The sequence below is a fragment of the Cohnella rhizosphaerae genome (assembly GCF_029525575.1).
Classification (GTDB): Bacteria; Bacillota; Bacilli; order Paenibacillales; family Paenibacillaceae; genus Cohnella; species Cohnella rhizosphaerae.
This window is the reverse complement of record NZ_JAPDIA010000003.1, coordinates 96,357-109,547: the sequence shown is the minus strand read 5'-3', so window position 1 is coordinate 109,547 and position 13,191 is coordinate 96,357. Positions and strand designations below refer to the sequence as shown.

Here is a 13,191-nt window from a genome sequence, read left to right as displayed (position 1 = left end):
TGGCCGTATCCCTCCTTCCGCTCTATTAAGAAGTCGCGCGTTCCAGAATCTCGCGGAGCTGCTCGCTGTCGAACTGATAAGCTTCATTGCAAAAATGGCAATTCACTTCGGCCTGTCCGTCCTCGTCGATCAGCTTGCGAAGCTCAGTCTCGCCCATGCTGATCAGCGTACGCTCGACGCGTTCCCGCGAGCATTGGCAGACGAACCTGGGCTCGATCGTATCGTGAATCGTCAGGTCGTCGCCCACGAGGAACCGTACGATGCCTTCGGCGGTCTCGCCTTGGTCGAGCAGCGCGGTGACGTGGGGCATCGACGCGACGGCCTGCTCGAGACGCGCCAGCTGCTCGTCGGTAATGTTCGGCAGCACCTGGATGACGAAGCCGCCCGCATGCAGCACGGTATTGTCGGTATCGACGAGCACGCCCAGTCCGACGGCGGAAGGCGTCTGCTCGGATGCAGCGAAGTAATAAGTAAAGTCCTCGGCCAGCTCGCCCGAGATGAGCGGCACGCTGCCGCGGTAAGGCTCCTTCATGCCGAGATCCTTGGTCACGTTGAGAAAACCGGTCTTGCCCACGGCGCCCGATACGTCCAGCTTGCCCAGGCTGTTGCTGGGCAGATGCGTATGCGGATAATCGACGTAGCCTTTGACTTCGCCGGCGGCGTTGGCGTCGACGACGATCTGGCCGATCGGCCCGTCGCCCTTCACCTGCACGGTGAGCTTCTCGTCTCCCTTGAGCATGAAGCCCATCATGGCCGCCGCCGTCGCGGTCCGGCCGAGCGCGGCCGATGCCGTCGGAAACGTGTCGTGCCTGCGTTGGAGCTCGCGCACGAGCTCCGTCGTCTTCGCGCCGAAAACGCGCACGGCGCCGCCCCAGGCGGTGCCTCTGATCAGTTCGTCCGTCACTTCATCCGCTCCTTTGCCTCTGTTGTCGCGGCTCGCCGCGCGCCCGCGAGAGCGGACGCACGGCGACCAGTATGCTTATAGATTGCGTTCGTAAATGATTCTTAATCCTTCCAGCGTCAGCATCGAATCGACCGACTCGATCGTCTCCGACTCGCCCGCGATCAGCTCCGCGAGTCCGCCCGTCGCGATGACGCGCGGCGCGCAGCGCTGCTCGGCGCGGATCCGCTTCACGATGCCGTCCACCTGGCCGGCATAGCCGTAGATCGCGCCGGATTGAATCGCCGCCACCGTGTTGCGGCCGACGACCGCCTTCGGCTTGGCCAGCTCGACGCGCGGAAGCCTGGCGGCGCGTTGGTAGAGCGCCTCGGCCGAGATGCCGATGCCAGGCACGATGACGCCGCCAATATAGGCGCCCGACGGGTCGATATAATCGAAGGTCGTCGCCGTGCCGAAGTCTACGACGACCAGCGGCGCGCCGTAGTGCTCGATGCCGGCGACCGCGTTGACGATCCGGTCGGCGCCGACCTCCTTCGGATTTTCGTACCGGATGTTGAGGCCCGTCTTGATGCCGGGTCCGACGACCAGCGCTTCGCGGCCGACATACTTGACGAACAGCCGCTCGAGCGTGGGCATGAGCGGAGGCACGACGCAAGAGACGATGACGCCGTCGATCTCGGCGGCCTCGATGCCCGCGATGGTGAACAGGTTGGTCAGCATGATCCCGTACTCGTCGACCGTGGCCGAGCGGTTCGTGCTAAGCCGCCAATGATGGAGAAGCTCCGGGCCCTCGTACAGGCCGAGCACGATATTGGTGTTGCCGACGTCGACGACCAGAATCAAGAGACTTCCCCCTTCTTGACTTCGTTCAGGTCCAGGCTGATGTCCAGCGCGTTAAAAGAATGCGTCAGCGCGCCCGCGCTGATCACGTCCACGCCCGACGCCGCCACCTCGCGAACCCGCTCCGGACGGATGCCGCCCGACGCTTCCAGGACGATATGCGGCGCAATGCCGCGCACCTCGGCCGCAGCGGCCTTCATCTGTTCGGGCGACATGTTGTCGAACATGACGACGTTCGCGCCCGCCCGAGCGGCTTCGAGCGCCTGCTCCAGCGATTCGGCCTCCACCTCGATCATCATCGTGTGCGGGATGCGCGACTTCGCCGAAGCGACGGCAGCGGAGATCCCGCCGGCCGCCTTGATATGATTGTCCTTGATCATGACCGCGTCGTACAAGCCGAAGCGGTGATTGTACGCGCCGCCGATGCGGACGGCGTACTTCTCCAGCGTGCGGTGGCCCGGCGTCGTCTTGCGCGTATCGGCGATCCGCGCCGGATAGCCTTCGGCCGCGTCCACGTAGACGCGGGTCTTGGTCGCGATGCCGGACAGCCGCTGCAGCAGATTCAGCGCAAGACGCTCGCCGGTCAGGATGCTGTGCGTAGCGCCTTCGACGACCGCGAGCACGGTGCCGCGCTCGACGCGGTCGCCGTCCTGCGCCCGCGATTCGACCGCGAGCGAAGGGTCGATCACGCCGAAGACGAGGCGCATGAGCGGCATGCCCGCGAGCACGCCCGCTTCCTTGGCATGGATAATGCCCCTCGACCGGTGGCCGGCCGGAACCGTCGACATCGTGCTCACGTCCCCGCTGCCGATGTCCTCGGCCAACCACGCGCTAAGCTGCGCCTTTACCGCGTCGACCGCGGGTCCCGCGATCTCCCAGTCCTTTTCCGATTCAAACATCGCCTATGAACTCCTCTCCGATGCCCCGTTCCCTGTGCATCAGCGTATGCTTGCGCCAGAACAGATCGTCCTTGTCCGGGAAGTCCTCCCGGTAATGCGCCCCGCGGCTCTCTTCGCGCATGAGGGCCGCCTCCATCATCAACGTGGCGCAGGTGAGCAGGTTCGCGTACTCGAACGCCTCGCGCGTCGTCATCTCCGTCTGATACAGCGGCGCCTGCCGGCGCAGCTCCTCAAGACCTTTGGTAAGGCCGTGGGCCTCCCGCCTGAGGCCGGCGAAGCGCACCATGAGCTTCTGCAGCTTGAGGCGACGCTCCGCCATCTTGCCCGCAGGCGCGCCGATCCGCTCGGAAGTATAGCCGGTTCGCGCCTCGAGTTCGAGCGGCGGCAGCGCGCGAGTCCGCTCGACGATCCGGCGGCCGAACACGATCGCTTCGGACAGCGAGTTGCTCGCCAGCCGGTTCGCGCCGTGCACGCCCGTCGACGATACTTCGCCGCAGGCGAACAAACGAGGGATGCTCGATTCGCCGTTCATGTCCGTGCGGACGCCTCCCATCATATAATGGGCAGCCGGCGCCACGGGAATCCAGTCCGTCGTCATATCGAGACCATAATTGAGACAAAATTCGTAAATGTTCGGAAACCGGTGCTTGATGAGATCCGGCGTCTCGTGCGTAATATCGATATAAACGTAAGTCGACTTGGTCAGCTCCATCTCGCTCACGATCGCCCGCGCCACGATGTCGCGCGGCGCCAGCTCGAGCTGCGGATGGTACTTGTCCATGAAGCGCTCGCCCCGAATATTGCGAAGAACGGCGCCCTCGCCGCGCACCGCCTCCGAGATCAGGAAGCGCGGCGCGCCAGGATAACACAGCGAGGTCGGATGGAATTGATTGAACTCCATGTCGCGAATGACAGCGCCTGCACGGTACGCCATCGCGATGCCGTCGCCCGTCGCGACCTCGGGATTCGTCGTATACCGGTACAGCTGTCCGGTGCCGCCCGAGCAGAGGACGGTCGCGGCGCCCCGCACGATGACGCGCGAGCCGTCCGGCTTCTGCACGAGCGCGCCGACGCACTCGCCCTCCTCGGTCAGCAGGTCCAGCACGAAGTGGTCGTCCCACACCTCGATGTTCGGCACGCTCTGAACCTTGTCCGCCAGCGCGCGCACGATCTCGTAGCCGGTGGCGTCGCCGTTGGCGTGAAGAATGCGGCGCTGGCTGTGCGCGCCTTCCTTGGTGAGGGCGAGGTGCCCGTCCTCCTCGTCGAAGTGCGTGCCGTACTGGATCAGCGCCTGGACGCAGTCCGGTCCTTCGTGCACGAGCACGTCTACGGCTTCGGGATCGCACAGCCCCGCGCCCGCGATCAACGTATCCTGGCGATGGAACTCGGGCGAATCGTCCTCCGAGATGACGGCCGCGATGCCGCCCTGCGCGTAGCGCGTATTGCTGTCGAACAGCGACTTCTTCGTAATCATGAGGACGCGGCGGTCCTTGGCCGCTTGAAGCGCCGTGAACAGGCCCGCGATCCCGGCTCCGATAATGATCATATCCGTCTGTACGGTCTCTAGCGCCGCCGGATCGAAATCGACGATATAACGTGGTATCATGGCCCTCTGCGACTCCCCGCCTGAAGTTATTGGTCTTCCGGTTACCTGACCGGTTACTTGACGAGCAGCATGCGCTCGAGCGACAGGCGCGCCTTGTCGGCGACGTCTTGCGGCACGTGAATCTGAGGCTGCATCGTTTCAAGCGCCTTGACGACCTTCTTCAGGTTGTTGACCTTCATGTTCGGGCAGACGAGGAACTTGCTCGCGAAATGGAACGTCTTGTCCGGGCTGTCCACCCGCAGCTGGTAACCCGTGCCGTCCTCGGTGCCGACGATGAATTCCTTGTGGCTCGATTCGCGGCAATACTTCAGGATGCCTGTCGTGCTGCCGACGAAGTCGGCCAGCTCGACGACCTCGGGGCGGCATTCCGGATGCACGACGAACTGCGCGTTCGGATACTTCGCCCGCATCTCGTACACGTCTTTGACGGTCAGCATGTCGTGCGTGTTGCAGTAGCCTTCCCAGATGATCATCTTCTTGTCCGTATGCTGCTGCACGTAGTGACCGAGGTTCTTGTCCGGGCACCAGATGACCTCATCGCCTTCGACCGAATTGACGACCTTGACCGCGTTCGCCGACGTGCAGCAAATGTCGGTCTCGGCCTTCACGTCCGCGGACGAATTGATATACGTCACGACCTTGGCGTTCGGGTGCTTCGCCTTCAGCTCCCGCAGGCCGATCGGATTGACCATGTCCGCCATCGGACAGCCGGCCCGCTCGTCGGGGACGAGCACGGTCTTGTGCGGCGCGAGGATCTTGGCGCTCTCGCCCATGAAGTGTACCCCGCAAAAGACGATGACGTCCGCTTCGGTCTGCGCGGCCTTCTGGGCGAGCAGGAACGAGTCTCCGCGGAAGTCGGCTACCTCTTGAATCTCGTCGCGCTGGTAATAGTGAGCCAGAATGATGGCGTTGCGTTCCTTCTTCAGCTGTGCCAGGCGCTCGCGCAGCTCGCGGTTCTGCTCCGCTTTGCGTTCAAGGGCTAAAGCTTCCATGGTGAGTCTCCTCCTGCGGCGTTGACGCCTGGGTATGGTTAATTGTGAAAATAAGCACAAATTAGGCCGCTTAACAAAAACGGGTTGCCAAAATCGCAACCGACGTCAGTGAGTCAACAATAAATTTACACTTGCCGGGGGGGCAGTGTCAATGAATGTTCACAGATTTTTGGAAGAAGTTTGCCGCTTCGAACTTTTCCCAATAAGGCAAGCTTTCGAGAATGACTTCTTCTTTAGTTATCAGGTGCCATTACGATTAATTTTTGGTTCGGGACGGAACCTCTTTGCGCGCTGCGGTGTCTAATCCTTGGAGGTGTTGCCAGCTTGGAGGAAATGTACTGGTCCTTTACCGGAACTATGGATGAGGGCGGTCTTCGCGAGCTGATGCTGCAGCACGGGTCCGAGGTGTGGAATCTGGCGTTCGTGCTCACGAGACGGCGGGACCTGGCGGACGATGTTTCCCAGGACGTGTTCCTCATCGCCTACCGAAAGATCGATACCTTTCGAGGCGCCTCCTCCCTCCGCACTTGGCTGCTGTCGATCACGCGGAATACGGCGATCAACGCCATGAGAGCAGCCTTCATAAGGCGCGTGACGCTGACGGATCGTCTGCACGAGCGGTCGCATGAATTCGGTCCGTCCGCCGAATCCGAGATGCTGCGCCGTTCACTGTCCAATGACATATGGGAAGACGTCCTGCGGCTTCCGCTCAAGCTGCGCGAAGCGCTCGTGCTGCATGCGAGGTATGAATTGACCGTGCGAGAGATCGCTCAATTGCTGGAGCTGTCGGAGGGCACCGTCAAGTCCAGGCTGTCGCGCGCCAGACAACGCATGATCAGACTGCGAAAGGAAGCGAACGCGCATGATTGACCATCGGCCGTCTTGGTACGACAAGTTAAAGGTGGACGCGGCGCGGACGCCGGGATTTACGGAAGCTCGCATGGCGCATATCGAGAAAATGGCGCGGCGCGGCGATAAGACGAGTCGCGAATCCTCACGACGCGGAGGACAGTCTCGCCTTCGTACGACGGCGCTTTTTTGGCATCGCGGCTATCTTGATCGCAGGAACCGTATACTTGGGGTCTCTGCGTCACGAAAGAGGAGGCTCCTCCCGGTTGAACAGCCCGACCCCGACGGTTGCCGCGTCCCCATCGAACATCGCCGGCGCCAGACCGATCAAGATTGCGCGCTTTTCCGGCCTGCTGGGCGAGCAACTGCCGTTCAAGGCCGAAGACATCGTCGGCATTCGCTGGCTGGACCGGCATCTCAATCGCTCGGTTGAAGTCCCTAAGGAACGATACGACGTCATCCTGCAAAATCTGTACCAGTTAAATCTGGCGGAAGCGATCGTACAAGGAAATGACGATACGATCGCCACGACGGCTAGCCTGATGACCTTCACGACGAAGGATGGGGGAAGCTATGCGATCGATTACGACCCATCCAACAACGTTTATGGCTTGCCCGATACAAAACGGATATTTCTGGCAAGCGCCCGGGTATGGTTGCTGAAGGAGACGCTCTTCAATAACAGTGAATGGTCTGCGTACGGCCAGCTTTACGAGCAAGCGCGGAATGAACCGTTAATAGACAGCACTGCCCAACGTAGCGCACAATCGTACGACCGGTCCCGTCTAGCGATAGGCGGTCTCGATTACCTCGGCTGGGAGAAAAAATTTTTGCTTAAGTCCTCCGGCATCCCCAGCTACGACGATCTCGCCGGCGGCCGCGGATTGATCCAGTTCGCGGAGCGACCGGAACGCAATTCCTTGTACCCGGAAGTCATGAAGCTGCCGGGCACCGTCGTTTTTTCGATCGGAATATCCGACTACGCGACATCGGACGGCGTCAAGGTGGGTTTGTCGCAGGACGAGGTCGTCGCCAGGCTGGGTTCGCCCGACGCTCGCACGGAGACGAAATGGAGTTATCGAATCGGCGATTCCCTTTCTTTCCATCTGCTGTTCAAGGACGGCAAAGTGCGCTTCGTCTCGCTGACCGAGCCGGAATAGAACGATCCTGCTTAATTAAGCGCAACGCGCAAAAAACCGCGATGCCGCTGCAAAATGCAGCGGATCGCGGGTTTGTTCGTATAACGCGTTACTTCGGCTCGTTGCCCTCGTCGTTCCGTTGATCCGGATTCGGAGGGGTCTGATTGGCGTTCGTCTCTTCGTCGCGCGGCGTGATGCGGACACGGACGTTGCCGCCGAGCGTGTCGATGGTCGGGTCGACGCCGGTCGGCTCGCCGCCCGAATCGCCGCCGTCGCCATCGGATGCGGCGTTGATATCGCCCTTCTCGATGAGTGCTTTGATCTGCTCCAATTCGAGCGTCTCTTGCGAGAGTAGCGTATTGGCAAGCAGATGAACTTCGGCGCTCTTCTCGGTGAGCAGCTTCTTCGCCCGATCGTAGCAGGTCTGGATGATCGTCTGCATCTCTTGGTCGATCTCGTACGCGATCGCGTCCGAGTAGTTCTGCTCGTGGCCGATATCGCGGCCGAGGAACACTTGGCCCTGCGTGGCGCCGAACTGCATCGGCCCGAGCTTGTCGCTCATGCCGTATTCCATGATCATGCTGCGCACGATGCCCGTCGCTTGCTTAAAGTCGCTATAGGCGCCGGTGCCGATCTCGCCGATGAACAGCTCTTCGGCGACGCGGCCCGCGAGCAAGCCCGTGACTTTGTCGAGCAGCTCCTGCTTCGTGACCAGCATGCGGTCTTCCTTCGGCAGCATGATGACGTAGCCGCCCGCGCGTCCGCGCGGAATGATCGTCACCTTGTGAACCATGTCGGCATGCTCCAGGAAGAAGCCCACGATCGTATGGCCGGACTCGTGATAAGCGACGATGCGCTTCTCGCGCTCGCTGATGACGCGGCTCTTCTTCTCCGTGCCGACGATGACGCGGTCGATCGCTTCGTCGACCTCTTGCATCGCGATGTCCTTCTTGTTCTTGCGCGCCGCGAGGAGCGCCGCTTCGTTGAGCAGGTTCTCCAGGTCGGCGCCGGTGAAGCCGGTCGTCCGCTTGGCGATCGTGCCCAGCCTGACGTCCTTGTTCAGCGGCTTGTTGCGCGCGTGAACCTTGAGTACCGCCTCGCGGCCCTTGACGTCCGGACGATCGACCGTGATCTGACGGTCGAAGCGGCCCGGGCGAAGCAGCGCGGGGTCGAGAATGTCCGGACGGTTGGTCGCGGCGACGATGATGATGCCTTCGTTCGCGCCGAAGCCGTCCATCTCGACGAGCAACTGGTTCAGGGTCTGCTCGCGCTCGTCGTGTCCGCCGCCGAGGCCTGCGCCCCGTTGACGGCCGACGGCGTCGATCTCGTCGATGAAGATGATACAAGGCGCGTTCTTCTTCGCGTTCTCGAACAGGTCGCGGACGCGGGATGCGCCGACGCCGACGAACATCTCGACGAAGTCCGAACCCGAGATGCTGAAGAACGGCACGCCGGCTTCGCCCGCTACGGCGCGAGCCAGCAGCGTCTTACCGGTACCCGGAGGGCCCACCAGCAGGACGCCCTTCGGAATGCGGGCGCCGAGCGCGGCGAACTTGCGGGGATCCTTCAGGAACTCGACGACCTCGACGAGCTCCTGCTTCTCTTCGTCCGCGCCCGCCACGTCCTCGAACGTCACGCGCTTTTTCTCTTCATTATAGAGACGGGCCTTGCTCTTGCCGAAATTCATCACCTTGCCGCCGCCGCCCTGCGCCTGATTGATCAGGAAGAAGAACAGGATGAACATAATGACGAACGGTATGATGGAGGTGAGGAACGTCAGCCAGAAGCTCTCGCCCTGCATCGCTTTGTTCTTAAGCTCGAAGCCTTGCTCCACCGCCGCGGCGTTGATCGTCTCGGCGTCGCGCTCGGTCTGAATCCGAGTCGAGAAGGCCTCGCCCTTGTGACCCTCCGGCGCCTGCCCCTCCTTGAAGTGGCCGGTCAGCAGATAGGTCCCGCGGTTGACCTGCATCTCGAGGTCCTGAATGGTCTTCGACTGGATCGCAGTCATGAGCTGATTGTAGGTGAGCGGCTCGGTCGTCGTATTCTTGCCGATGAAGAACTGGACGATGCCGACGGTCACCAAAAATATAAGCAAATAAAATCCCGTATTCCGGATAAACCGATTCATCCCTGACCTCCTCCCGACACGCTTTCATCATTTTACCATAGCCTGTCTTGGTATCTCAATAAAACGCGCGGCTGCGCGGAAAAACCATCGGAAGGCTGCAGTACTCAGCGGTTCGAGTAAATTTCTTCTTTTAAAATGCCGACATACGGCAGGTTGCGGTAATGCTCGGCATAGTCGAGACCGTAACCGACGACGAACGCGTCGGGAATGCTGAAGCCGGTATAGTCGGCGTTCAGATCGACGGTGCGGCGGCCCGGCTTGTCGAAGAGCGCGACGACCCGGACGGACTTCGCGTTGCGTCGCTCGAGCACGTCGATCAGATAACTGAGCGTGAGGCCGCTGTCGATAATGTCCTCGACGATCAGAATGTCGCGGCCCTCGACCGAAGTGTCCAGATCCTTGACGATGCGGACTTCCCCGCTTGAGCGGGTCGAATTGCCGTAGCTCGATACGGCCATGAAGTCCAGCTCGATCGGGATCGCGATATTCTTGGACAGGTCGGCCATAAAAATAAAGGCGCCCTTCAACACGCAGATTACCAGCGGGTTGCGCCCCTCGTAATCGCGGCTGACGGCGGCTCCCAATTCCCGTACCTTCGATTGGATCTGCTCTTCCGAGTAGAGTACTTCTTGAATGTCATTCTGCAATGCTGGGACCTCCCGGGCCGATATTAAACGGTATGATGGCTTGACTCCGAACATGTCACGCGGATGGTCGCTCCCGCTCCCGAGTCCGGCTTAGGCACGGCGTGGCGCGAGCGCCTGAGACCGGGTATCCAGAGGATGCGGCCTTCGCCGTCGACGAGCAGCGGCTTCAGATGACGCAGGCTGCGGGGAACCTTCGCGTCGACGAGTATATCTTGCACCTTCTTGGAGCCGTTTAGTCCCAAAGGCTCCATCCGGTCTCCCGGCTTCCGGCTGCGCACCGCGAGCGGCATCGCAAGCTCCGCCTCGTCAAAAAAGGCCTCCCAGCGGGAGCCCGGCGAAGGGTCGCAAATCCCGGCCTCCCGGCTGAACCGGAACACAAGGCCGCACTCCGGCACCGCCACCACGAGCCGATCGGAACGCGCGGGCAGCTCCGCGACGTAGGCATAGCCGGCTTGCGCGTCCGGCACGGGTCCTATGTACGCATGGCTATACTCCCGAAGCAGCGCAAGCCCGCCCCCGATGTCGATGCGGGCGACGTCCGGCCGTTCTGCGGTCAGTATCGCCACGATCTCTTCCACCTGCTCGAATCGAGCCTGGGCATGCGGTCCTGCAAGACCATTTAATATTAGTTTAATCATTCTGCGTTGTAAAGCAAGGTGAAGCCCCCCGGACGAAACGCGCGTCGAGCCGCCATCCTTCGCCCGAGCGTCTGGCCCCCGCGGCCAGCGCGCGACGGGCTTCGGCCTCCATATATTCGTCGTCGGCCGATGCAAGCTCGGCCAGGCGGGCCAACCCGGCGCGCAGATCCGGATTGTACCGTTCGAGATAGGGAAGCGCTTCGAGCCGAATCGCGTTCCGGACGTAACGCGTCTTGACATTGCTGCTGTCCGTCGCGTACGGCACGCCGTTACGCTCGTTGTATGCGAGCAGCTCGCCTTTGGTTATACGCAGCAGGGGGCGGATGAGTTCCAACTCTTCCTCGGCGCGCCGGATGGGAATGCCCGCCAGTCCGGTCACGCCGCTCCCGCGCAGCATTCGCATGAGCACCGTCTCCGCCTGATCGTCCGCATGATGGGCGACCGCGATCGTCTTGGCGCCGCGGCGCCGCGCGACGTCGCGCAGGAACGCATACCTCCGCTCCCGGGAGGCGGCCTGCGCATTCATGCCCGTCGCTTCGATATACGCGGGCATATCGATCTCCGCCAGTTCGAACGGAATCCCCCAGGCGGCCGCGGTCTCGCGCACGAGCGCCGCTTCGGCGTCCGACTCCGTCCCGCGGAATCCATGGTTGACGTGCGCGGCGATGACGAGCGAGCCGTCCCGGACGGCCGCCGCCTGCAGCAGATGGAGCATCGCCATCGAGTCCGGTCCGCCGGAGACGCCTGCGACGATGCGCGCGCCCGGACCGATGCCGAACGTATCCTTCAGCGATCCCGCGACCCGGACGGCCAAATCGTCTTGCGCCTCCACTCGTACTTCCCCCAATTCCCCTTCTATTGAAGCAGCCAGAACGCGGCGGCGGACACGCACAACAGGAGCGAAGCGGCGAACAGTCCCGCCATCCACCCCGGCACCTTGCCGCGGCTCACGTGAACGGCCTCTTCGGCCGCCGCCCGCATGCGATCGCGCCAGTGCGCGGACGCCTCGCGGGCGTCCTTGAACTTGCCGTAAAGCGCCAGCTCCATCCAGCCTTCCATCTTCTTCAGCTCGGCATGGCTGCGGACCAGCGCCATCAGCTCGCGCGGGTGCCGGTTCTGCGGCAGCAGCATCTTGGTCATGTGCAGCAAGCCGCTTGCCGTCGAGCGCGTGGATCCATAGCACGGCCACGGAAAATACGTCGTACGACGGATCCGCCGTCCGGCTGCCCGCCGACCAGTAGCCGCGGTCGTACACTTCCGTGAACTGCCGCACCGAACGCCCCATCGCCGTCATGCCGCCGTAGTCGACGAGCGACACCCGGCCGTAATCGGTGACGAGAATATTGTCGCTCTTGACGTCCCCGAATGCCCAGCCCGCCGCATGCAGCTCCGCGAGCCGGTTCAGCAGGCGATACCCGACGACGCCGTACCAGGCGCCTCCATGCTCGGCCAGATAGGTCTTCACCGGTACGCCCGGCACATATTGCATGACGTAAAAAGGCAAGACCCGGCCCTGCCACTCCGCATCGTCCACGTCCAGCAGAAAAGGCGGACGCTTCCGCTCCCGCCGGTCCAGCGAGGCGAGCACGTTCGCTTCCGCTTGAAGGTCTTCGAGCTGCATGCCGATCTTCAGCGCATAGGTACGCAGTCCGCTGACCGCCATATAGACTTGCCCGTTCGCCCCGATCCCGAGCATGCGCTCCAGCCGGTATGAACGTCCGTTCCACTTGCCGCGCAGTACCGTTCCGGCCGGCACGCGCGCGTCAGACGACGTAGTCACTCCGCATCCCGTCCGTATCGTCGCGCCTCGCAGGCGCGGTGTGCTGCGGTTCTGTTTCCAGTTTACCACAAGTTTCCCGGAAAAACTCCACCACGCGCAAAAGCGCGGGGCCCGTCGGCGTCGTCCCTTTCATGCTGATGCGCCCGAAAATCTGACCGATGCGATCGGCGCGGTCCGTCCAGTCCAGATCAAGCAGACAGGCCTCGTGCGAACGCTCGCCGGGAAAGTGAAACACCGAGACCGCGCTCTCGCCGCGTCTCGCCTGCAGGCTCAGCGCCAAGTCCCGCACCGCTTCCTCGACGGCTCTCATCTTCGGCTTCATGCTCGCGCTGGCGTCGATCAACAGCGCCACGCGCAGCTCCGCCGTTTCGCCCAGATCCTCCATGACGCGCACGATCTCCGCCCGCTTGTCCGGCGGCAGCTCCGCCGCGGAATCCACGCCGAAGATTTGCCGAAGCTCCCTGTTGACCTCGCCGCGAATCGTTCCTTGCACCGTCTGCCGCGTCATCATCTGCACCGTCCGGGACAGCAGCGCCGGCGATACGATCCGGCTCATGCCGCCGCCCGCCCGCGCGATCTCCGCGATCTCCAGCGCCCCCCTGCTCGCCGATGCCTCCATCGTCCACGATGCCGACGACATTGACGGATATGCCCTCCGCTTGCGCGATGGACGCCGCGATGGCCGGGCTATCCCCGACGTTCGAGCAGCCGTCCGTGATCAGCAGGATTTGTCTCATGCGCCTCACTCCTTCTATCGCTATCATTCTAGCTC

At 62.4% G+C, this 13,191-nt stretch carries 11 protein-coding genes and 1 pseudogene; 2 read left to right on the top strand and 10 right to left on the bottom strand.

Annotation, left to right across the window (positions count from 1 at the left end; translation table 11 throughout):
* Positions 1 to 25 precede the first annotated feature (25 nt).
* The 5 genes from hslO to nadA form a co-directional block, all read right to left on the bottom strand.
* Positions 26 to 904: an Hsp33 family molecular chaperone HslO gene (gene hslO / locus OMP40_RS05960; protein WP_277529988.1), complete on the bottom strand. Its 879-nt coding sequence runs from the start codon at positions 902 to 904 to the stop codon at positions 26 to 28.
* Between the two features lie 75 nt (positions 905 to 979).
* Positions 980 to 1,744 carry a type III pantothenate kinase gene (locus OMP40_RS05955; RefSeq protein ID WP_277529985.1) on the bottom strand — a complete coding sequence of 255 codons (765 nt, stop codon included), beginning with the start codon at positions 1,742 to 1,744 and terminating at the stop codon, positions 980 to 982.
* Positions 1,741 to 2,640 carry a carboxylating nicotinate-nucleotide diphosphorylase gene (gene nadC / locus OMP40_RS05950; protein ID WP_277529983.1) on the bottom strand — a complete coding sequence of 300 codons (900 nt, stop codon included), beginning with the start codon at positions 2,638 to 2,640 and terminating at the stop codon, positions 1,741 to 1,743. The genes OMP40_RS05955 and nadC overlap by 4 nt, the downstream gene beginning before the upstream one ends.
* Entirely contained in the window at positions 2,633 to 4,246 is a 1,614-nt protein-coding gene (gene nadB / locus OMP40_RS05945; protein WP_277529981.1) for an L-aspartate oxidase, read from the bottom strand. Before nadB ends, nadC begins: the two co-directional genes overlap by 8 nt.
* Positions 4,247 to 4,299: 53 nt before the next feature.
* A complete protein-coding gene (gene nadA / locus OMP40_RS05940; protein WP_277529979.1) occupies positions 4,300 to 5,238 on the bottom strand; it encodes a quinolinate synthase NadA in 939 nt (312 codons plus the stop codon).
* Positions 5,239 to 5,571: 333 nt separating this feature from the next.
* On the opposite strand from nadA, the gene OMP40_RS05935 reads away from it, so the two are divergent.
* A complete protein-coding gene (locus tag OMP40_RS05935; protein ID WP_277533007.1) occupies positions 5,572 to 6,108 on the top strand; it encodes an RNA polymerase sigma factor in 537 nt (178 codons plus the stop codon).
* Between the two features lie 245 nt (positions 6,109 to 6,353).
* Positions 6,354 to 7,247 (top strand): hypothetical protein, encoded by an 894-nt coding sequence (locus tag OMP40_RS05930; protein ID WP_277529977.1) that lies wholly within the window; start codon positions 6,354 to 6,356, stop codon positions 7,245 to 7,247.
* An 88-nt stretch (positions 7,248 to 7,335) separates the two neighbouring features.
* On the opposite strand, the gene ftsH is transcribed toward OMP40_RS05930, so the two are convergent.
* The 5 genes and pseudogenes from ftsH to OMP40_RS05905 form a co-directional block, all read right to left on the bottom strand.
* On the bottom strand, positions 7,336 to 9,354 hold the full coding sequence (ftsH, locus tag OMP40_RS05925; protein WP_277529975.1) for an ATP-dependent zinc metalloprotease FtsH: 2,019 nt from the start codon (positions 9,352 to 9,354) through the stop codon (positions 7,336 to 7,338).
* 104 nt (positions 9,355 to 9,458) lie between these two features.
* Positions 9,459 to 10,001 carry a hypoxanthine phosphoribosyltransferase gene (gene hpt / locus OMP40_RS05920; RefSeq protein ID WP_277529973.1) on the bottom strand — a complete coding sequence of 181 codons (543 nt, stop codon included), beginning with the start codon at positions 9,999 to 10,001 and terminating at the stop codon, positions 9,459 to 9,461.
* Between the two features lie 23 nt (positions 10,002 to 10,024).
* Positions 10,025 to 10,567 (bottom strand): tRNA lysidine(34) synthetase TilS, encoded by a 543-nt coding sequence (tilS, locus tag OMP40_RS05915; RefSeq protein WP_277529971.1) that lies wholly within the window; start codon positions 10,565 to 10,567, stop codon positions 10,025 to 10,027.
* A gap of 64 nt (positions 10,568 to 10,631) precedes the next feature.
* Positions 10,632 to 12,419, bottom strand: coding sequence for a tRNA lysidine(34) synthetase TilS (gene tilS / locus OMP40_RS05910; protein WP_277529968.1), 1,788 nt, complete (start codon positions 12,417 to 12,419; stop codon positions 10,632 to 10,634).
* Positions 12,403 to 13,156 (bottom strand): annotated as a pseudogene (locus OMP40_RS05905) (vWA domain-containing protein). Before OMP40_RS05905 ends, tilS (OMP40_RS05910) begins: the two are co-directional and overlap by 17 nt.
* Positions 13,157 to 13,191: the final 35 nt, after the last annotated feature.